The sequence below is a fragment of the Nonomuraea sp. NPDC054003 genome (assembly GCF_055585125.1).
Genome location: NZ_JBVJKR010000005.1, coordinates 229,308 through 250,533, shown reverse-complemented (window position 1 = coordinate 250,533; position 21,226 = coordinate 229,308). Strand labels below are relative to the sequence as shown.

Annotated in this window: 15 protein-coding genes; 11 read left to right on the top strand and 4 right to left on the bottom strand. The window is 72.8% G+C overall.

Features of this window, described 5'->3' with window-relative positions; all coding sequences use genetic code 11:
• Both ACZ6YG_RS14900 and ACZ6YG_RS14895 read right to left on the bottom strand, forming a co-directional pair.
• On the bottom strand, positions 1-1,014 hold the full coding sequence (locus ACZ6YG_RS14900) for a LacI family DNA-binding transcriptional regulator (RefSeq protein ID WP_219546636.1): 1,014 nt from the start codon (positions 1,012-1,014) through the stop codon (positions 1-3).
• A gap of 2 nt (positions 1,015-1,016) precedes the next feature.
• The gene (locus tag ACZ6YG_RS14895; protein ID WP_466018277.1) at positions 1,017-3,431 is read right to left on the bottom strand and encodes a beta-xylosidase/alpha-l-arabinosidase; all 2,415 of its coding nucleotides are present in this window, start codon (positions 3,429-3,431) and stop codon (positions 1,017-1,019) included.
• Positions 3,432-3,717: 286 nt separating this feature from the next.
• Here ACZ6YG_RS14895 and ACZ6YG_RS14890 point away from each other — a divergent pair, with 286 nt between their 5' ends.
• The 4 genes from ACZ6YG_RS14890 to ACZ6YG_RS14875 are packed head-to-tail and all read left to right on the top strand — an operon-like array spanning position 3,718 to position 8,078.
• Complete coding sequence (locus tag ACZ6YG_RS14890) at positions 3,718-5,061, top strand: extracellular solute-binding protein (protein ID WP_466018276.1); 1,344 nt, start codon at positions 3,718-3,720, stop codon at positions 5,059-5,061.
• On the top strand, positions 5,058-5,987 hold the full coding sequence (locus tag ACZ6YG_RS14885; RefSeq protein WP_466018275.1) for a carbohydrate ABC transporter permease: 930 nt from the start codon (positions 5,058-5,060) through the stop codon (positions 5,985-5,987). Before ACZ6YG_RS14890 ends, ACZ6YG_RS14885 begins: the two co-directional genes overlap by 4 nt.
• A 1-nt stretch (position 5,988) precedes the next feature.
• Positions 5,989-6,885 (top strand): carbohydrate ABC transporter permease, encoded by an 897-nt coding sequence (locus tag ACZ6YG_RS14880; protein WP_466018274.1) that lies wholly within the window; start codon positions 5,989-5,991, stop codon positions 6,883-6,885.
• Positions 6,886-6,917: 32 nt separating this feature from the next.
• A complete protein-coding gene (locus ACZ6YG_RS14875; RefSeq protein ID WP_466018273.1) occupies positions 6,918-8,078 on the top strand; it encodes an NAD(P)/FAD-dependent oxidoreductase in 1,161 nt (386 codons plus the stop codon).
• Positions 8,079-8,097: 19 nt separating this feature from the next.
• Here the strand turns inward: ACZ6YG_RS14875 and ACZ6YG_RS14870 are convergent, their stop codons facing one another.
• Complete coding sequence (locus tag ACZ6YG_RS14870; protein ID WP_466018272.1) at positions 8,098-9,075, bottom strand: UbiA family prenyltransferase; 978 nt, start codon at positions 9,073-9,075, stop codon at positions 8,098-8,100.
• Positions 9,076-9,248: 173 nt separating this feature from the next.
• Here ACZ6YG_RS14870 and ACZ6YG_RS14865 point away from each other — a divergent pair, with 173 nt between their 5' ends.
• The 7 genes from ACZ6YG_RS14865 to ACZ6YG_RS14835 all read left to right on the top strand — a co-directional run bounded on the left by ACZ6YG_RS14865 (position 9,249) and on the right by ACZ6YG_RS14835 (position 18,777).
• The gene (locus tag ACZ6YG_RS14865) at positions 9,249-10,322 is read left to right on the top strand and encodes a type III polyketide synthase (RefSeq protein WP_466018271.1); all 1,074 of its coding nucleotides are present in this window, start codon (positions 9,249-9,251) and stop codon (positions 10,320-10,322) included.
• A gap of 4 nt (positions 10,323-10,326) precedes the next feature.
• Positions 10,327-10,854, top strand: coding sequence for an isoprenylcysteine carboxyl methyltransferase family protein (locus ACZ6YG_RS14860; RefSeq protein ID WP_148031506.1), 528 nt, complete (start codon positions 10,327-10,329; stop codon positions 10,852-10,854).
• On the top strand, positions 10,851-11,864 hold the full coding sequence (locus tag ACZ6YG_RS14855; protein WP_466018270.1) for an NAD(P)/FAD-dependent oxidoreductase: 1,014 nt from the start codon (positions 10,851-10,853) through the stop codon (positions 11,862-11,864). The genes ACZ6YG_RS14860 and ACZ6YG_RS14855 overlap by 4 nt, the downstream gene beginning before the upstream one ends.
• A 52-nt stretch (positions 11,865-11,916) precedes the next feature.
• Positions 11,917-14,295, top strand: a complete 2,379-nt coding sequence (locus ACZ6YG_RS14850) for an aminotransferase class V-fold PLP-dependent enzyme (RefSeq protein WP_466018269.1) — start codon at positions 11,917-11,919, stop codon at positions 14,293-14,295.
• A gap of 11 nt (positions 14,296-14,306) precedes the next feature.
• Positions 14,307-15,098: a carboxypeptidase-like regulatory domain-containing protein gene (locus ACZ6YG_RS14845; protein ID WP_466018268.1), complete on the top strand. Its 792-nt coding sequence runs from the start codon at positions 14,307-14,309 to the stop codon at positions 15,096-15,098.
• Positions 15,099-15,266: 168 nt separating this feature from the next.
• Entirely contained in the window at positions 15,267-16,067 is an 801-nt protein-coding gene (locus tag ACZ6YG_RS14840) for a thioesterase family protein (RefSeq protein WP_466018479.1), read from the top strand.
• Positions 16,068-16,632: 565 nt separating this feature from the next.
• A complete protein-coding gene (locus ACZ6YG_RS14835) occupies positions 16,633-18,777 on the top strand; it encodes a hypothetical protein (RefSeq protein ID WP_466018267.1) in 2,145 nt (714 codons plus the stop codon).
• Between the two features lie 51 nt (positions 18,778-18,828).
• Here the strand turns inward: ACZ6YG_RS14835 and ACZ6YG_RS14830 are convergent, their stop codons facing one another.
• Positions 18,829-21,156: a rhamnogalacturonan lyase gene (locus ACZ6YG_RS14830; protein ID WP_466018266.1), complete on the bottom strand. Its 2,328-nt coding sequence runs from the start codon at positions 21,154-21,156 to the stop codon at positions 18,829-18,831.
• Between the last annotated feature and the right edge of the window lie 70 nt (positions 21,157-21,226).

The window sequence follows — 21,226 nt, the reverse complement described above, 5'->3', positions numbered from 1 at the left end:
CTACTGCCGGGGTGCGGCGGGGGCGGTCGAGCCGCGTACCACGAGTTCGGTGGCGAGCTCGATGTGGTGGGAGTCGATCCGTTCGCCGGCGGCCAGGCGCAGGGCCCGCCGGAGGGCGACGCCGCCCATCTCGCGGAGCGGCTGGCGGACGGTGGTCAGCGGTGGTGAGGCCATGCGGGCTATCTGGGTGTCGTCGAAACCGACGACGCTGAGGTCGTCGGGGACGCGCAGGCCGCGCGCCCGCGCGGCCTCCATCACGCCGAACGCGGTCTCGTCGCAGCCTGCGAAGATCGCGGTCGGCGGTTCGGGGAGGGCGAGGAAGCAGGCGCCGGCCTCGACGCCGTCGCCGTAGCGGAACCTGCGGTGCTGGATGTACTCCTGGCGCACCGCCACGCCCTCGGCCTCCATGGCGGCGCGGTAGCCGTGAAGCCGCGCCTGGTTGCACGCCGCCGTGGCGGGGCCGCCCAGGTAGGCGATGCGCCGGTGGCCGAGGGAGAGCAGGTGCTGGGTGGCGGCCAGCCCGCCGGCGAAGTTGGTCGACCCGACGCTGGTCACGCGGGTGCGCGGCAGGTTGAGCGGGTCGATCACCACCAGGGGCAGGCCGGCCTCGGCCAGGGCGGCGAGCTGGGCGGCGGTCAGCTCGCTGGTGACGGCGACCAGCGCGCGCCGGCCGGTCGCCGCCAGTTCCCTGGCCCACCTGCTGGTGCGCTCGGAGCCCTTGCGGATGCTGATCACGACGGACACGCCGAGTTCGCCGCCGGCCCGCACCGCCCCCTGGATGATCTCGTTGGAGTAGGCGTTCAGGTCGGAGTCGAACTGCAGCTCGACGGTGCCCGCGGTCTCGTCGCGCCGGGGCGGCGGGGCCACGTAGTCGTGCTGCCGCAGCGCCGACAGCACCAGCGAGCGGGTCGCCGGCGCGACGTCGCTGCGGCCGTTGAGCACCTTCGAGACGGTCGCGACCGACACGCCGGCGGCGGCCGCGATCGTGGCGAGCGTGGCGCGCTTGGCCGGCACGGCTAGTCCCGATCCCCCGCCGGGTGCACGTCCACCGGTGTGAACAGCCGCCTGTCGTGGCCGACGGCCCGCAGCGGCCCGGTGAGCCGGACGGTGCCGGCGCACGGCAGGTCGCGGGCCGAGGTGCCGGCGAGCACCTCGATGTCGCCGGGCTCGACGATCCGCTGCAGGTCACGGCCGGTGAAGGCGGTGCGGTCGGCGTGCACGCGGAAGCGCACGTCGGCGGCGGCGCCCGGTTCGAGCCGGACCCTGGCGAACCCGGCGAGCTGCCGCACCGGCCGGGTGACCTGGGCGAGCATGTCGTGCAGGTAGAGCTGGACGACCTCGTCTCCGGCGCGGGCGCCGGTGTTGCGGACCCGGACGGAGACGGTGAACTCGCCGTCGGTTGGCACCTCGGTGTCGCTGATCCGGAACTCGCCGAGCTCGAAGGAGGTGTAGGAGGTCCCGTACCCGAAGGGGAAGAGCGGGGTCGGGTCGAGGTTGCTGATGCCGTCGCTGTCGGCGCCGAGCGGCGGCTGCAGGTAGGTGTGCGGCTGGCCGCCGGGGGTGCGCGGGATCTGCACCGGCAGCCTGCCGCCGGGCTGGACGCGGCCGGACAGCACGCCCGCGATGGCCGCGCCGCCCTCCTCGCCGGGCATGAACGCCTGGACGAGCCCGGCCGCCCTGGGGTGGATCTCGCCGAGCGCGTACGGGCGGCCGGAGACGACGACCACGACGACCGGCGTGCCGGTGGCGGCCAGCTCGGTCACCAGGTCCTCCTGGACGCCGGGCAGGCGCAGGTCGTCGGCGTCGCAGCCCTCGCCCGAGGTGCCCTGCCCGAACATGCCGGCCAGGTCGCCGACGACGACCACGCACAGGTCGGCGTCGCGGGCCGCGGCGGCCGCGGCGGCGAACCCGGAGCGGTCCCCGTCGCGCACGTCGCAGCCGCGCTCGTAGGCGATCTCGGCGCCGGGCAGCTCGGCGCGGAGCGCGTCGAGCACGCTCGGCGCGTCGATGCCGAGACCGAGTCCGGGGTAGCGGGGCAGCACGTGGTTGGGGAAGGCGTAGCAGCCCATGAACGTGCGCAGGTCGTCGGCGCACGGCCCGACGACGGCGATCCGGCGCGGGGCGGTGCGGCCCTCGCCGAGCAGGGGCAGCGCGCTGCCCGCGTCGAGCAGGACGACGGACCTCTCGGCCAGTTCGCGGGCCAGCTCCCGATTGGCCTGCGAGTCCAGCTCGACGGTCTCGGCGCCGGTCACCGAGGACTGCGGTGTCCAGTCCGGGTCGAGCAGCCCGAGCTGCGCCTTCTGGGTGAGCAGGCGGCGCACCGCCCGGTCGATCAGCTCCTCGGGCAGCTCGCCGCGGCGCACCCGCTCGGCCAGGTGCTGGCCGAAGCCGAGGGTGTCGGGCAGCTCGACGTCGAGGCCGGCGGTGAGCGCCTGGACCCCGGCCTCGCCGGCGTCGGCGGCCACGAGGTGCATGGTGGCCAGGAACGGGATCGACCAGTAGTCGGAGACGACGGTCCCGGTGAACCCCCAGTCGTCGCGGAGCACCTCGGTCAGCAGCCACGGGTCGATGGCGGCGGGGACGCCGTCGACGTCGGAGTAGGAGTTCATCACCGAGCGGGCGCCGCCCAGCTCGATGGCCGACTCGAAGGGCGGCAGGATCATGTCCATCAGCTCGCGCCGGCCCATCGGCACCGGGCCGTGGTTGCGTGCCGCCCGCGAGGCGGAGTAGCCGGCGAAGTGCTTGAGCGTGGCGATGACGCCCGCGCCCTCCAGCCCGCGCACGTACGCGGAGCCGATCATCGAGACGAGGTACGGGTCCTCGCCCATCGTCTCCTCGACCCGGCCCCACCGGTAGTCGCGGACCACGTCCAGCACGGGCGCCAGGCCCTGGTGCACGCCGACGGCGCGCATGTCGCGCCCGATCGCGGCGCCCATCCGGGCCACCAGCTCGGGGTCGAACGTGGCGGCCCAGGCGATCGCCGCCGGGTAGACCGTCGCGCCGTACGTGGTGAAACCGGTCAGGCACTCCTCGTGGACCAGCGCCGGGATGCCCAGCCTGGACTGCGCGATCACCTCACGCTGCAACCGGACCACCTCGGCGGCGCCCTCGGCGGGGCTCACCGGGCGGCTGCCGTGCACCCGCGTCAGATGGCCGATGCCGTGGCGGACCGCCTCCTGGAACGGGGAGGTGTTCGACGCGGCGAACGCGTCCTGCAAAGGGGCCACGTTGCCGGTGCCGCCGTCGCCCGGATCGGGGGCGGAGACGGGCTCACCCATGGTGTTGCCCTCCCACCGGCTGCCGAGCTGCGCGACCTTCTCCTCCACCGTCATCTCCGCCAGCAGGGCGTCCACCCGCTCCCCCACCGGAAGCGCGGGATCCTGCCAGGGACGGAGGGCTTGGCCCGCCGCCGGCCGATCTAGAGCCGTCATTGATCGCTCTCCTTAGAGGCGGCTCTTTGCCGCAAAGTTTCGAAACATTTCGGACGCGCTGCGCGGGGGTGGCGTGGGAGCGCTCTCGGCTCCAGATCACCCAGCGTGGCGCCCGTGCGAGCGTATCCCACTCGTCTCGCTCTTGCCGAGAGGGAGTTTCGTGCGGGGAGAGGTTGACACCCCTTCGGCCGAAATCTAGATTGGCGTGCCACGCGGTCGTTTCGAAAATGTTTCGACACTGTGGAGCCGCGGCACCATCCCCCGGCGTTCGAGTACGGAGATCAGCGTGGAATCCAGGACAACGTCTCGCCGCAACTTCCTCGCCCTGTCCATGGGCCTGCCCCTGGGAGCCGCGCTCGCCGCCTGCGGCACCTCCGGCCCCGGCAGCACGAGCACCAGCGGCGGTGGCGGTGGTGGCGCCACCGCCAGCTACTGGTACCTGTCGACGGAGCCGCAGGAAGGCGTCCGCAGGCGGACCATGGAGCGGTTCAACCAGGCCAACCCCAACGGGAAGATCGTGGGGACGACCTTCCAGAACGACGCCTTCAAGACGAAGATCAAGACGGCGATCGGCGCGGGCGAGGCGCCCACGATCATCTGGGGCTGGGGCGGCGGCGGTCTGCGCAGCTACGTGCAGGCCGGCCAGGTCGAGGACCTCACCTCGTGGTTCGACGAGAACGCGGCCGTCAAGGACAAGCTGTTCCCCTCGTCCTTCGGCGCGGCGACCGTCGACGGCAAGATCTACGCGATCCCCTGCGAGACGATGCAGCCGATCGTCCTGTACTACGACAAGCGCGCCTTCGAGAAGATCGGCGCCGAGCCGCCCCAGAGCTGGGGCGACATCATGGACCTGGTGCCCAAGTTCAACGCCAAGGGCATCGCGCCGTTCTCGCTGGGCGGGCAGTCGCGCTGGACCAACATGATGTGGCTGGAGTTCCTCTTCGACCGCATGGGCGGCCCCGAGGTGTTCCAGGCCGTGTTCGACGCGGAGAAGGACGCCTGGTCCAACCCCGTCGCCATCGACGCGCTGACCAAGATGCAGGACCTGATCAAGGCCGACGGCTTCATCAAGGGCTTCTCCTCCATCACCGCCGACTCCAACGCCGACCAGGCGCTGCTCTACACCGGCAAGGCCGCGATGATGGTGCACGGCGGCTGGACGTACGGCAGCATGAAGCAGGACGGCGGCGACTTCGTCTCCGGCGGTAACCTCGGCTACATGAACTTCCCGCCGATCGACGGCGGCAAGGGCGACCCCGGCAACACCGTCGGCAACCCCGGCCAGTACATGTCGATCTCCGCCAAGGCCACGCCCGAACAGAAGGAGATCGCCAAGAAGTTCTTCGCCACCGAGGTCGTCAGCGACAAGTCGGCCGAGGAGTGGGTGGGCACCGGCGCGGTTCCCGTGATCAAGGGCTCGGAGAAGTTCTTCACCGGCTCCGAGGACGCCGACTTCCTCAACTTCGTCGTCGGCATCGCCAACAACGCCAAGGTCTTCCAGCAGTCGTGGGACCAGGCGCTCAGCCCGACCGCCGCCGAGGTGCTGCTCGACAACATCGCCAAGCTGTTCCAGCTGTCGATCGGGCCGCAGGAGTTCGCCACCAACATGAACGCGGTCATCGGCAAGTGAGCACGATCGTCACCGTTCCACCCCGGGGGAGACCGCCCGCCGCCACCCGTGTGCGCGGCAGCGGCTCCCTGGTGTGGCTGGCCGTCCCCGCCCTGCTGGTCTTCCTCGCCTTCGGCGTGATCCCCCTGCTCGGGGTGCTCGCGCTGAGCTTCACCACGTGGGACGGGCTCAGCCAGGACATCTCCTTCAGCGGGCTCGCGAGCTGGAGCGCGGTGCTGAGCGATCCCGGGCTGCCGCACGCCCTGTGGGTGACGTTCCTCATCATGGCCCTGTCGTGGCTGGTGCAGACGCCGGCCAGCATCCTCATCGGGGTGTTCCTGGCGGGCCATCAGCGTTACCGCACGCTGATCGCCGTGCTGTACTTCATCCCGCTGCTGCTCAGCTCGGCCGCCATCGCGATCACGTACAAGGCGCTGCTCGACCCGAACTTCGGGCTCGGCGCCGGCCTGGGCCTGGACTTCCTGGCGCAGGACTGGCTCGGCGAGGGCCCCCTCGCCGTCGGCGTGGTGATCTTCGTGGTGTCCTGGCAGTTCATCCCGTTCCACTCGCTGCTCTACCAGGGCGGGGTGCGGCAGATCCCGCGCTCGATGTACGAGGCCGCGGAGCTCGACGGAGCCGGGCGGGTGCGCAAGTTCTTCAGCATCACCCTGCCTCAGCTGAAGTACACGATCATCACGTCCTCGACCCTCATGGTGGTCGGCTCGCTGACGCTCTTCGATCTGATCTTCGTGCTGACGGCGGGCGGGCCCGGCGACGCGACCAGGGTGCTCGCGCTCGACATGTACAAGCGGGGATACCAGGCCAACCTGATGGGCCCGGCCAGCGCCATCGCCGTCATCCTCGTCCTGGTGGGCCTGGCCCTGGCGCTCGTGCTGCGCAGGCTCGGCGGGCGCGACGGCAGTGCGAGCCAGTTGGAAGGGGCCTGACATGGCGACCACGCTGTCCGACAAGCCGGGGCGGACGGTGATGCGGCCGTCCGGTCGCCGCCGCCGCAGGCCCAGGCTGCGCGAGACCAAGAACTGGATCGGCGGGACGATCTCGTGGCTCTGGCTGGCGATCGTGATCATCCCGATCTACTGGGTGGTCATCACCAGCTTCAAGGCCCAGAGCGACTACTACCTGTCGAACCCGATGGCGCCGCCCACCGCGCCGACGCTGGACAACTACCAGCTGGTCATCGAGTCCGACTTCCCGCTGTACTTCCTCAACAGCCTCATCGTCGCCGTCGGCTCGGTGGTCCCGGCGGTGCTGTTCTCGTTCATGGCCGCGTACGCGATCGTGCGGGCGAGCACCAACCGCTTCCTGAGGTCGGTGAACTGGCTCTTCCTCATGGGCCTGGCCATCCCCCTGCAGGCGACGATCATCCCGATCTACCTGATCATCATCAGGCTGCATCTCTACGACAGCCTGCTGGCGCTCATCCTGCCGTCGATCGCGTTCGCGATCCCGCTGTCGGTGCTGGTCCTGGCCAACTTCATCCGGGACGTGCCGAAGGAGCTGTTCGAGTCGATGCGGCTCGACGGCGCGAGCGAGCAGACCACGCTCTGGCGCCTGGCCTTCCCGCTGACCCGGCCGGCCGTGGTGACGGTGTCGATCTACAACGCGCTGCAGATCTGGAACGGGTTCCTGCTGCCGGTGATCCTGACGCAGAGTCCCGACAAGCGGACGCTGCCGCTCGCGCTCTGGTCGTTCCAGGGGGAGTACAGCGTCAACGTGCCCGCGGTGCTCGCCTCGGTCGTGCTGACCACGCTGCCGATCCTGATCCTGTACGTGGTGGGCCGCCGCCAGTTGCTGAGCGGCCTGACGGCGGGGTTCGGCAAGTGATCTGAGTCCCGCGCCGGGGCAGGAGTCCTCCCATGGAGGATGTGTGGGATCTCGTGGTCGTGGGCGCCGGGCCCGCCGGTTCCGCGGCGGCGCTCGGCGCGCTGCGGCGGCGGCCCGGCGCGCGGGTGCTGGTGCTCGACAAGGCGGACTTCCCTCGTGACAAGGCGTGCGGCGACGGCATCGCGGCCCACGGGCGTGACGAGCTGGCCAGGCTGGGCGTGCCGGGGCTGATCGACGACTACCGGCCCACGCCCCGCCTGACCGTGGTCTCCCCCGGCGGCACGCGGGTGTCGGCGACCGCGGCGCGGCCCAACCACGTGGTGCCGCGCCGGGTCTTCGACGCCCGGCTGGTCGAGGCGGTCCGGGCGGCCGGGGCCGAGGTGCGGCGCCACCGGGTCAGGGAGCTGGCCGAAGCCGGGCCGGTGGTGGTGATCGACGGCCGGATCCGGGCGCGGGTCGTGGTCGCGGCCGACGGGGCCAACTCGGCGGTGCGGCGGCTGATCGGGCTCCCGGTCACGCCGGAGCGGCACACCGCCATCGCCGTGCGCGGGTACGCGGACGTCCCCGACGAGGACGACGTGCAGCTCATCGCCATGCAGCGGGCGGGCTGGCCCGCCTACGCGTGGTCGTTCCCCATCGGCGACGGCACCGCGAACGTCGGGTTCGGGATGCTGCTGCCCCGGCTGCACGCCACCGGGCTGCCCGGGCGGCAGGTGCTGCACGGCAGGCTCGCCGAGCTGCTGCCCGACCGGCCCGCCCGCGACCTGCGCGCCCACCACCTGCCGCTGTCCACCGGCCGGCCGGCTCCCGGTGCCGGGCGGGTGCTGCTCGCCGGGGACGCGGCGAGCCTGATCAACCCGCTGACCGGCGAGGGGATCTACTACGCGCTGCTGTCGGGGCGGCTGGCCGGCGAGGCGGCCGCGGACGCGTCCGGCGACCCGCTGCCCGTCTACCGGCGCGGCCTGCGCGCGGCGCTGGGGCGACACCTGCGGACCACGGACGTGCTGGCCCGGCTGGCGCAGTCGCCGGGGTTCATCGACGCCGCCATCGCCACCGCCGCCCACCGCAAGGAGGTGTTCGACCTGCTGGTGGAGGTGGGGCTGGGGTCGGGGACGGTGCCCGTCCCGCTGGCGTACGCGGTGGCCTCCCGCTGGCTGCGCGACACCGTCCGCCACCACCGACGCGGCCGTTGACCGTTGTATCCGCCCGCCATCAGCCGGTGAGGGAGGCACCGCCGGTCAGCAGCAGCGCCACGTCCACGCCCGCCACCGCGACGGCCGCCGCGAACGGCACCCGGGGGTGGTTGCGGGCCAACAGAAGCCCGGCAGCCGTCAGGACGACGGCCGTGGCCAGCGCGATCCAGCCCATCAAGCTCGTACGGGCGAGGCCGGGAAAGGCAGGACCGTCCCCTTCGTCGGCGGACGTATCCGTACCGGCCGGGGCCGATGGGGATGAGCCGTCCAGGAGCGCGGCGGAGTGGCCCGTGGCAGCCGGAGGTTCGGCGGTGGGAGGGGTCGTGGTGGATGGGCCGAAGGCGAGCAGGCAGGTGGCGGCGAGGAGCGGGAGCGGGAGCAGGGCGCGCAGGCGGGCGGCGCCGAGCCGCTGCGGCCAGCCGCGCACGCCGGTCGCCAGGTCGTCCGCCAGGTCCGGCAGCACGTTGGCCAGGTGAGCCCCCACCCCGAGCAGGGCCGCCGCCGCCGTCGCCCACCAGGCGGGCCACGGCTCCCCCGGCAGCCCCAGCGTCACGAACGCGGGCAGCACCCCGAACCCCACCGCGTACGGCGCCCACGACAGCAGGGTCGCCTTCACCCCCAGGTCGTACGCCCACGCCGCGAGCACCCCGGCGAGGTGCGCGGAGCCGGCGAGCACCCCCGAGGCGAACGAGAGCGGCACGCAGCACGCCAGCGCCACCGCCGCCGCGATCCCGAGGGCACGCGGCGTGATCGTGCCGTCGACCGCCGGCTTGTCCGCGCGCCCCGCCGCCACGTCGCGCCCGGCGTCGGCCGCGTCGTTGCACCAGCCGATGGACAGCTGGCCCGACAGCACCGCCAGGCCCACGAGCAGGCATCCGGCCGCGCCGTGCCCGGCCGCGGCGGCGAGCGCGGTGACCAGTGCCGTGACCGCCACGGTGGGCCCGGGGTGGCAGCCGCGCGCCAGCCCGGCGATCATCCGGCGCCCGTCGTCCGTCACAGGCCGATGCTACTCGGAAGATCCCTTCGGCAGGCGCTCGCGACGGGTGACGAATTGACCGGGCCTGACCGGCCGATCTACAGGGAAGACCGCCCGCTGGGCTTAGCAGATCAACCTGGGGGGAACCGTGGCATCGACGAGTGTTTTCGGCCGCCCGCCCAGGGGAGCCCTCCATGACCCATATCGCCGCAGTTCGCTGCGCCTTTCCCCCGAATCGATACGCACAGGCCGAGTTGACCGACATGGCGGCCCGTGTCTGCCTGCCTCCGGACGCCGACCGCCGCCTGCTCGACCGGCTGCACCGCAGCGCCCGCGTCGAGTACCGCAACCTGGCCCTGCCGATCGAGGACTACGAGAAGCTCGACGGCTTCGGCGCGGCCAACGACGCGTACGTGACCGCCGCGGTCGAGCTGGGGCTGGAGAGCGTCCGCGCGGCGCTGGACGGCGCCGGGCTGGTCCCGTCCGACGTCGACATGATCATGTTCACGTCGGTGACCGGCATCGCCGTGCCGTCGATCGACGCCCGGCTGGTGGGCGCGCTGGGTCTGCGGCCCGACGTCAAGCGGCTGCCGGTCTTCGGGCTGGGCTGCGTCGCGGGCGCGGCCGGGATCGCCAGGCTGCACGACTACCTGCGCGGCTGGCCCGGCCACGTGGCCGTGCTGCTGTCGGTGGAGCTGTGCTCGCTCACCGTGCAGCGCGGCGACGGCTCCCCCGCCGGCCTGGTCGCCAGCGCCCTGTTCGGTGACGGCGCCGCCGCCGTCGTGGCCTGCGGCGACGGCCGCGCTCCGGACGAGACAGACGACCCGGCGGCCGGGCCTGTCGTGGTGGCGACTCGCAGTCATCTGTATCCGGACTCGGAGCATGTCATGGGCTGGCAGGTGGGCGGCGACGGTCTGCGGGTGGTGCTGGACGCGGGCGTGCCGGAGGTGGTGCGCCGCTACCTGGCCGACGACGTGCACGCGTTTCTCGGCGATCACGGGGTGACGGCCGGCGAGGTGACGGCCTGGGTGTGCCATCCGGGCGGCCCGAAGGTCCTGGAGGCCGTGTCGGACGTGCTCGACCTGCCGCCGGGCGCGCTCGACGTCACCTGGCGCTCGCTGGCGGCCCACGGCAACCTGTCGTCGTCCTCGGTGCTGCACGTGCTGGGCGAGACGCTCGCCACGCGGCGGCCGGAACCCGGCACGTGGGGGGTGCTCATCGCGATGGGCCCCGGTTTCTGTTCCGAACTCGTCCTGCTGCGCTGGTGACCCCATGACCTGGTATCTCGTCCTCATCCTGCTGGTCGGCCTGGAGCGGCTGGCCGAACTGGTCGTCTCCAAGCGCAACGCCGCCTGGAGCATGGCGCGCGGCGGCGTCGAGACCGGCCGCGGCCACTACCCGTGGATGGTGCTCCTGCACACGGCGCTGCTGGCCGGGGCGCCGCTGGAGGTGTGGCTGGCCGGGCGGCCGTTCCTGCCGGAGCTCGGCTGGCCGATGCTCGTCCTGGTGGTGGCCGCGCAAGGGCTGCGCTGGTGGTGCATCACCGCGCTCGGGCCGCGCTGGAACACCAAGGTGATCGTGGTGCCGGGGCTGCCGCTGGTGACGCGCGGCCCGTACCGGCTGACCTGGTTGCGCCACCCGAACTACGTGGCGGTGGTCGTGGAGGGGTTCGCGCTGCCGCTGGTGCACACGGCGTGGGTGACGGCGCTGGTGTTCACCGTGCTGAACGCGGCGCTGCTGACGGTGCGCATCCGCACCGAGAACGCGGCGCTCCTGCCGGCCGGGCGGCCCGCCACGTGATCGACGTGCTGGTCGCCGGTGGCGGCCCGGCGGGGCTGGCGACGGCCATCCACGCGGCGCTGCTCGGCATGGAGGCGGTCGTCGTCGAGCCGCGCGCCGGCCCGGTCGACAAGGCGTGCGGGGAGGGTGTCATGCCCGGCGGCGTGGCGGCGCTGGCCGCGATGGGGGTGACGGTGCCGGGGCGCCCGCTGCGCGGCATCCACTACCTGGACGACCGGCGCGGGGTCCGCGCGACGTTCGGCCCCGCCATGGGGCTGGGCGCGCGGCGCGTCGCCCTGCACGCCGCGCTCGCCCGGCGGGCCGCCGACCTCGGCGTGAAGACCGTCACCGGCCGGATCGCGCACGCCGTCCAGGACGGCGACGGGGTCGAGGCCGCCGGGCTGCGGGCGCGCTGGCTGGTGGCCGCCGACGGGCTGCACTCGCCGCTGCGCCGGTCGCTCGGGCTGGACGCGCCGTCCGGCGGCGTGCGGCGGTACGGACTGCGCAGGCACTACCGGGTGGCGCCGTGGACCGACTTCGTGGAGGTGCACTGGTCGGGCCGCGGCGAGGCGTACGTCACCCCGGTGGGCGACGAGCTGGTGGGCGTGGCGATCCTCAGCTCCGTGCGGCGCACGTACGACGAGCACCTGGCGGGGTTCGGCGCTCTGGCCGAGCGGCTGCGGGGGCCCGCCGTGACGCCGGTGCGCGGCGCGGGGCCGTTCCGCCAGCGGGCGCGGGCGCGGCGCGCCGGGCGCGTCCTGCTGGTGGGCGACGCGGCCGGGTACGTGGACGCGCTCACCGGTGAGGGGGTGTCGCTGGCCGTGCGTTCGGCGGAGATCCTGGCCCGCTGTCTGGCGGAGGACCGGCCCGAGGAGTACGAGGGCGCGTGGCGGCGGTTGTCGCGCACCCACCGGCTGCTGACGGGCGCGCTGGTGCAGGTCGCGCGGCGGCCGGGCACGGCGCGGCTGGTGGTCCCGGCGGCGCGGGGGCTGCCCGGGGTATTCACGTCAATCGTCCGGCTATTGGCCTGAAACCGGGTCGGTCCATTCTGCCCATATGGCTGATATATGCACTTTTAGCGTTATGAGCCGGTTCTGTGGTCCTCCGGAGGTGGTGAACGGCGGATGGCTCTCAGGCCTGCTGGCGGGCGAGCTGGGCGCGACGGGGCCGGTGGAGGTGACGCTGCGCGCCCCGGCGCCGGTCGACACGCCGTTACGGGTGGCGCACGCGCCGGACGGGCTCGGGCTGTTCGCGGGAGATCGGCTGCTGGCCGAAGCCAGACCCGCCGCCGGGGACCCGGTGCCGCCGCCCGCCGTGTCCCTGCGCGCCGCGGCGGAGGCCGAGCGGCGCTTCCCCGGCCATCGGAGCCACCCGTTCCCCGGCTGCTTCGTATGCGGCCCGCGCGAGGACGGGCTGCGCGTCCATCCGGGCCCGACGGCCGACCCGGAGGTCTTCGCCGCGACCTGGTTCGCCGACCCGGAGCTGACCGGCGGGCAGGAGGTCCTGCCGCCCGCGTCGGTGTGGGCGGCGCTCGACTGCCCCACCGGCTGGACGCATCTCGCGCCGGGCGGCGCCGCGCTGCTCGGCAGGATGACCGCGCGGCTGCGCCGCCCGGTCAGGGCCGGCGTCACGTACGTGGTCGTCGCCCGCCGCGACGGCAGGGAGCGCCGCAAGCTGTTCGCCTCCGCCGGGCTGTACGAGCCGGACGGCACTCTGGTGGCCGCCTGCCGCACGACGTGGGTCGAGACCCGGGCGGCCCACGCCGGGAGCCCGGCCACGGGAACCGCCGTGGACCCGGGACTGCTGGAGCGCATCCGCGGCGGCGTCATCGGCGAGGACGAGGTCCTCGACGGCCCGTACGGGCCGCGCCGCATCACCTACGCCGACTACACCGCCTCCGGGCGGTCCCTGGACTTCATCGAGGACTTCATCAGGGCCCGGGTGCTGCCGCGTTACGCCAACACGCACACCGAGAGCTCCGGCACCGGCCTGCAGACCACCCGGCTGCGGGAGGAGGCCCGGCGGATCATCCACGACGCCGTGGGCGCCGGCCCGGACGACGTGGTCCTGTTCTGCGGATCCGGCGCGACCGGGGCCGCCAACAAGCTCGTCGCCATCCTGGAGCTGCGCGACCGCGCCACCCGCGCGGGCGGCCGGCCGGTGGTGTTCGTCGGGCCGTACGAGCACCACTCCAACGAGCTGCCCTGGCGCGAGTCCGGGGCCGACACCGTCGCCATCGGCCAGGACCGCGACGGCCGCATCGACCTCGGCGAGCTCCGCGCCCAGCTGGTGCGGCACGCGGACCGGCCGCTGCTCATCGGCAGCTTCTCGGCCGCCTCCAACGTGACCGGCATCCTGTCCGACACCGAACCGGTCTCCGCGCTGCTGCACGAGTTCGGCGCGCTGTCGTTCTGGGACTACGCCGCGGCCGGGCCGTACGTGCCGATCCGGATGGCGGCGAGCGCGCCGGGGCGGGCCGACCACAAGGACGCGATCTTCCTGTCGCCGCACAAGTTCCCCGGCGGCCCGCAGACGCCGGGGGTGCTGGTCGTCCGGCGGGACCTGGTGCGCAACCGGGTGCCGACCACGCCGGGCGGCGGCACCGTGCGCTACGTGAGCCCCGGCGAGCACCGTTACCTGGACGATCCGGTCGCCAGGGAGGAGGGCGGCACGCCGGGGATCGTCGAGTCGATCCGCGCCGGGCTGGTCTTCGCGCTCAAGGAGGCCGTGGGCACCGGCCTCATCCAGGAGCGCGAGGAGCGCCTCCGGGAGCGGGCGCTGGAGCGGTGGCGGCGCAACCCGGACATCGAGATCCTCGGCGACGGGCCCGCGCGGAGGCTGCCGATCTTCTCGCTGCGCGTCCGCGCGGGAGACGGGCTCTACCTGCACCACAACTTCGTGGTCGCCGTGCTGAACGACCTGTTCGGCGTCCAGGCGCGCGGCGGCTGCTCCTGCGCGGGCCCGTACGGGCACCGGCTGCTGGGCATCGGCGCCGGCCGGTCGGCGGAGCTGCGCGACCAGATCGGGTACGGGTACGAAGGGGTCAAGCCCGGCTGGGCGCGGGTCACCTTCGCCTATTTCATGTCCGACACCGTGGCGGACTACGTCGTCGACGCCGTCGACCTGGTCGCCTCCCGGGGCCGGCGCCTGCTCCCCTGCTACCGGTTCGACCTCCGTACCGGGCTGTGGCGGCACCGCGAGGCGGCCGAACCCGCCGTCAGCCTGTCCGACCTGGTGTTCCACTCCGGCGAGCGGCCGGTCCCGGGTGCGCGGGCCGGGGAGGACGCGCTGGCCGGCTACCTGGCGCGGGCGCGCGAGCTGCTCGCGGCCCTTCCGGACGAGCCGGACGCGAGCCAGGCGCGGCTGCCCGGAGACGCGGAGCGGCTGCGCTGGTTCGCGCTGCCCGCCGGGTGCGTGGCTCCGGAGGTGAGTTCCAAGTCGGTTGCAAGTCAGATGATCTAGGTTGGCCCGCCATGAGGAGACTGGTGCCGGCGGGCGCTCTGCTGGTGTGCCTGAGCGGCTGCGTGATCACACCCATGGCCCCGATGACCACGGACACGCGGGCGGGAGAGCCGGCCGAGACCGCGCGGGAAGAGGGGGATCGCATGGGCGTCGAGCCGGGGGTGCTCAAGGGCAGGGTCGTGGGCGCCGACGGCAGGCCGGTCCAGGGGGCCAAAGTCGTGGCCGACAACCAGTTGCTCTACAACAGCAACCTCATCGTGTCGACCGACGCCGACGGCCGCTACCGGGTCGAGACCGACATCGCGGCCACGTTCCACGTGACGGCCTCGATGACGGTCGAGCACAACGGCGCCTCGTACCAGGTCGACCTGTCACCGGACGACGACTCCTCGTTCGCCGGCCCGACCGGCGCGATCAGGGACTTCACCTGGAAGCTCACCGGCGAGAAGGCCGACGGCCTGGGCCACTACGGCGGGTCGGTCCTGTTCCACCTGGACATGACCGACCCGCGGAACCCGGAAGCGTTCCTGGAGGACGAGAAGGTCGAGCTCACGCTCACGCCCGAGAGCACGCTGCTGGACGGCTCGCAGGGTCAGGTCATCACCCGCAGGGCGGTCCGCACCCCTGACGGCTCGGGCCTGGTGGACGTCCCCATCGCCCGTTACCGCGTCTCGGCGTCCTACGAGGGACGCCCGCTCCAGGTGCGGCTCCGCGGTCAGGACGCGTACGCGCCCGAGATCGTCGCGGACTTCTCCCAGTACATCTCCAGCGTCTACTGGATCCAGCTCGAACTGAAGCTCTGACCTGTCACTTCCGGACTCCGCCCATGCCGGGGTCGGGCGTCATTTCACCTGAGGGGCGCTTTACCTGCCAGGTCATCGACCGTGCGGGGAGTGCGCAAGAAAATGGCCGAGGGAGCGATCACTACCGCTCGCGATGACCCGGAGCACCGCATGACCCCGGAGGAGACGATGACAGCACCATCCCTGTCCGCGTTCGATGTCGATTCCCGCACCGATTTCGTGGCCGCCAACCGATATGCGGGCATCGTCACTGATCGCTGGCATGCGCTTGGCGGTGGTCCGAACGGTGGTTACCTGATGGCGATGTGTCTGCGTGCGCTGAAGCAGGAGATGCCGTTCCCCGATGTGCTCGTCGGCTCCGCCTTTTTCCTGCGCCCCGCGGTCATCGGACCGGCAGAGTTGCGCACCGAGATCATCCGGACCGGGCGGCGTGTCGCCACGGGCCAGGTCGTGCTGTCGCAGGAAGGTAAGGAACGACTGCGGGCGACGGCCACCTTCGGCACCCTCGACCAGGCCGACGGGCGTACGCTCGTCACCGGCGAGCCGCCGGTCCTCCCGGACCCGGATGACTGCGTCGATCCGCTCGGCGGCAAGTCGCTGGACGGTGTCAGCATCACCGAACGTGTGGAGTTCCGGTTCGCCGAGGTGCCCGGCTGGTGGCAGGGGAAGCCCGCCGAGCATGCCGGAATAGAGTTCTGGATGCGCTTCCGGGACGGCCGCCACGCCGATCCAGACGCGTTGCCGTTGCTGCTGGATGCCGCACCTCCGGCCGTGCTGGCCGTCGGCGAGTTCGCTTCCGCCACGCTCGAATTGACCGCGCATCTACGGGCCCGGCCCGCTCCTGGCTGGCTCGCCTGTCGCGCCACCACGCGTCACCTGATCAACGGATACCACGAAGAAGACTTCGAGATCTGGGACACCAAAGGCGTCCTCGTCGCCCAGGGCCGGCAACTCGCCATGCTCCCGTAATCGGTGTCACGCATGCTGCTGCGTGCTTCTCCAGGGGCAGCCCCGCCGTCGGCGAATTTCGCGAGCCCTCTCGCTCTCGGATCCGCCGGCGGCGATACAGGGGATGGCGTCACCTGAGTCGGCGTCGCTCATATTCGGGGACGGTCACCACTGCGGCGTGGCACATATCTGGCCGATATCCGCTATTTCCCATCCTGGATGGAGATCCAGCGATGTGGGGCGCTGTATCTCGCGCGCGCCCTTCACGTCCGCCTTGACATAATTCGGATATATCAAGCATTTGCCACAATCACGATAAATCGGATGGTCACAAAACGACAACTTTCCGCCTGGAAGTGTCCGAAACTGGCCAGTGCGAGAACCCGTACAGAGGCGAGGGCGTCTCTTACTCGCGGCCGGATGACCATCCCCCGACATTCCACGTGCCGGGGATTCACCTGAGGAATTCCTCTATGAATGCAGGCGTGCGACACAGGACCTGTCGCGCATCCCGCGGACGCGTGGCCCTGGCGCCGACGATCGCCCATCTTCTCTACGGGGCGTGCCGGCGCCCGGGAGGAGGCTCGTGAACCGCTGTGTGATCCGGCTCGACCTGCGCTCCACCACCGGCGAGGAGGCGGTCGCGCGGGCCGGGGCGCTGCTGTCGGACGAGGAGCAGCCCGATCTCCTGCTGCTCCTGCTGGTCGACGAGGCCCGGGCGCTGAAGGCGCATCAGCGCGCGTACGAGACGCTGATGTCCTCGGGGTACACGGACGAACTGCTGTGCGTCGCGGTCGGGCCGATCGACGGCAACCCCCCGAGACTGGAGGTGCCGGGCAGCCTGGCGCAGGGCGCGGGGATCATCTGGGTGCCGGACCCGTGCGGGATCGACTGGGAGCTCGCCGCCGCGGCTCCCGCCACGCGCAGGGAGCGGAGTCACGGGCCGGAGACCGAGTTGCTCCGGCTGCTCGACGTCCTGTCCCAGCCGGAGGTCTTCCACGGGACCCTCAGCCGCGTCCGGCGGACGCCGGACCTGATCGCCAACCCCGGCCTGCGGCTGGCGGGACCGAGCGGCGACGCGGGCGATCTCCAGCCGGCCATGGCCTCGGCCGCCGCCCGCATCCTGGCGCCGGGCAGAGGACGGGCGCCGGAGCTCCCCTGCGGCGAGGAGCACGGGCAGAGCCGGCCGATCCGGCTCCGTTCCGGCGGGCCGCTGGCGGTCGCCGCCGACGAGGCCAGGACCGCCGTCGCCGAGGCCACCGCGGTGGCCGGCGAGCTGATCGACGGCGCCTCCTTGTTCACCGGCGCCCCCGGAGCCGAGGCGGTCGCGGCCGGCGCCGGCCGCCGCCTGAAAGCGCTGCGGGCGCGGCTCGAAGACCTTCTCTCCGCCGCGCACACCACCACGGGCCTCACCAGCCGTCAGCAGGAGGCGATCGAGCGGGCCGGCGTCGTCCTCCCCGGCTTCGAGGAGTTCGAGCCCGCGGTGGCGCGTGACACCATCAGCGGCTACCTGACCCGCGGGCTGCGGGCGGGAGCGTCCCTGCCCGTGCTCATCGGCGGCCTGGACGGGTGGCAGGAGAGGCTGACGCCGGCGGGCAGCGGAGCCCGTCTCCCCGACCTGCGCCGGGCCTGCCCCGACGAGCTCCTGACCCGGCTGCTCCATCCTCTGCCGATGCCGGAGCCGCAGAGGTGGCTGCCGGTCATCGGGCTGGTGACGGCCGCGCTCGCGACGTTCGCCCCCTTCGGCCCGGCCGGCGGGGTGCTGATGGCGGCGCTCTGGACCCTGCTGGTGGCGCTCACCGTGACGCGTGGTCCTGGCGGACGGCTCGGCGCCCGGGCCGGCGCGCTCGTCGCGAACGCGACGGCGGGGGCGGCCGGGGTGGTGTGCGGGACCGTGATCACCATCAGGGCGATTCCCGCGCCCCTGCCGCCGGCGGTCTGGGCGCCGCTGCTCGTCGCGGCGCTGACCCTGGCGCTCGGGGCCGCGCGCGCCTCATGGCGGTCCAGAGCCGGCGCCTGGGCCCGGGATCGCGGGCTGGATTCGGCGGAGCGGGCGGTCGGCGGCCTGCTCGCCGTCGCCACCGCCGCCGCCGGGGACTGGGCGCGGGCGGGGGCGCGGGCCGCCACCGCCGACGCGGCGGCCCGGATGGGCGCGGCGCTCGAACAGGTCTCCGCGGTGATCCGGAACCACGTCTCCTCGGCGCAGGTCATGCCCCGGCCGGACCCCCGGATCGAGCGCTGTCTCGCCGACCTGGTGGAGCGGGCGATGGCGCCGCGGGTGCGAGCCCTGGCGGCGGGTTCGACCGCCGAGCATGCCGAGTGCGCCCGCGTCGTGACCACCGAGCTGCTCGCCGTCTGGCACGCGCACGCGTCCGAGCACGGGGTGTACGCTCCACCGCCGTTCGCCCGCGAACGGGACGGGGAGGCGGCCGCCCTACCCGAGGAGGAACTGCCCGAGCTGATAGCGGCCGCCGGGGCCGACGCGCACGCGACCATGTGGCAGCTCTGCGCGGCCGAGGACCTGCCCCTGCTGGACCTCGGTTCGGCGCCCACCGCCGTGGTCCGGTTCGCGCCGCTGCGCGACCGCGCCGCCCTCGAAGACCTCCTGCCCGCCGGAACCGTGTGGATCCGGTCGGCCCGGCGTGCCGGCACCCTGCGCCTGGTCCCGGCACGGCCCGGTATCGCGTACCGGAGCCGGGCGGGCGAGGCGGAGCAGGAGGCCGGCCGCTGATGTCACCCCCCAGCCGGCCGTCGCCAGGCCGGCGGAGGGGTGTCGCTTCCCCTACTTGCGCGGGGTGCGGATGCGCGGGATCGGCACCTTCGACCAGTCCATGTCCGAGGCGAGGTAGAAGCTCGGGTAGGCGGGCTGGTTGTAGGTGGTCTGCTGGCGCGCGACCTCGGCGCGGTACTGCGGGTCGTGCATCAGCGTGTACAGCTTGCGGTCGGTGACCTCCGTGCTCAGGTAGATCCGTACGGCGGTGCTGTCGGCGGTGCGCACCAGCAGTTCCTCGCGCCAGTCGCCGAGCACGTCGGCGACCAGGCCGGGGTTGCCCTTGGTCCAGTTGTTGGTGAGCGTGCCCTCGGCGGTGAGCAGGGTGCCGCGCTTCCAGTCGTCGATGGTCGGCGTCTGCAGCACGGTGGTGGCGGTGCCGTTGACGACCTGGGTGGTCATGTCGGCAGCCCAGCGGATGCTCATGTTGGTGCCGGGCACGTTCCTGCCCAGGTGGTCGCCGCGGGCCGACCAGAGGCCGGCGTCGATGGCCTGGTCCGGCGGCATCGAGGACCACGCCTCCAGGCCGCGGACGGCGGGGTCGATGTCGCCGGCCATGCCGCGGCCGGTGTCGACGCCGCTGTAGCCGCCGAACAGCACCTCGCCGGTGGCGGCGGCGCGCATGGCCCAGCCGTACGGGGCCCACCGGCCGCCCTCGTGCACCGTCCAGATCTCCAGGCCCTCGCGGTCCGGGTCGAGGTCGGCGACGTGCATGGCGTCGCCGTGGCCGAGCCGCACGTTCTGGCCGGGGACGGCGCTGCCGGGCGGGCCCTCGGCGAACGAGGAGTACAGCAGGCCGCCGTCGTGGTCGATGGTCGCGGCCCCGTACACGATCTCCTGCTTGCCGTCGCCGTCCACGTCGGCGGCGCTCAGCGAGTGGAAGCCCTGGGTGGTGAGGGTGGCGTACTCGGGGTCGGTGCCGTCGACGCCGTGCGGGGAGGCGTTGAACGGGTTGTCCATCGGCACGTGGCCGCTGTCGACGTACCAGGCCTCCTTGAGCCGCCTGCCGTCCCAGTCGTAGGCGACCAGCGTGGAGCGGGTGTAGTAGCCGCGGGCGAAGACCGCCGACGGGCGCTCGCCGTCGAGGTAGGCGACGGCGGACAGGAAGCGGTCGACGCGGTTGCCCGGCTCGACCCTGGCCATGGCGTAGTCGCCCCACAGGAGGCCGTCGTCGCCGCGGCCGGGCTTGTAGGGAATGGTCTGCAGTTCCCTGCCGGTGGCGCCGTCGAAGACGGAGAGGTATTCGGGGCCGGTGAGAATGAAGCCCTCGAATTCCCGCAACCGGTTGTTGCCACTGCGGGCGGGCGCGTACACGTCCACGAAGTAGGTCGCCAGGTCGGCGGCCGACTCGCGGGAGAGCGGGTAGGCGTGCCGGGGCTCGATGCCGAACGCCTGCTCCAGCGTGGCGGGCCAGCGTCCGGCCACCACCTCGGGGTGCTCGTGCCAGCCCTGGAACATCTCGACGAGGTGGTCGAAGTAGCCGGCGGCGCTCTTGCGGTAGTCGTCGGCGTGCGAGTACCCGGCCCTGACGTCCTTCTTGGGCATCGTGATGTGGCGCTCGGACAGCACGCGGCCGTCTTGGCCGTAGCGGGTGACCTTCGTGCCGGGCGCGGTCTTGAGCATGGCCTCCGAGCGGCCGTCGCCGTCGAAGTCGTAGACCAGGAACTGGGTGTAGTGGGCCCCCGCGCGGATGTTGACGCCCAGGTCGAGCCGCCAGAGCAGGGTGCCGTCGAGCTCGTAGGCGTCGATGTAGGCGTTGCCGGTGTAGCCGCGCTGCGAGACGTCCTTGGAGTTGGACGGGTCCCACTTGACGACGTACTCGTACTGGCCGTCCCCGTCGACGTCGCCGACGCTCAGGTCGTTGGCGGAGTACGTGTACGCCTCGCCGGCCGGGGTGACGCCGTCGGCGGGCTTCTTCAAGGGAAGATCGTGAAACGATTCAACCCACGGCGTCACGGCAGGGCCGCGTGGCCCCTCCCGTCCCTTGACGATCGGGGCGATCCGGTAGGAGGACGCGGCGGTGCCCGCGCTGTCGAGATAGTTGGTGCTGTCGGTGACGGTGGCGATCGGCCGGCCGTCGCGGTAGACGCGGAAGTCGGTGCCGGTCATGCCCCACCGGCCGTGCCCGGTGACCTCGTCACCGAGCAACCGCCAGCTCAGGAACACGCCCTGACCTGTCGGGACCGCGACCAGGCCGCGGTCGAGGCGTTCGAGCTGGACGCCGCCGTGGCGGCCATGACCGTCGCGGCCCGCCTCGGCGGGCTGGGCGGCGAGGGTCAGCGAGAGCAGGGCGGCGGAGGCGGCCGCCAGGAACCGGCGGGCGCTGCTGGGGGGAGACATGCCCGGATTGAATCGATATAACAACCGTTTGTCAAGAGCGGGATTCCTCGCGGCGACATTTCCGCAGGAA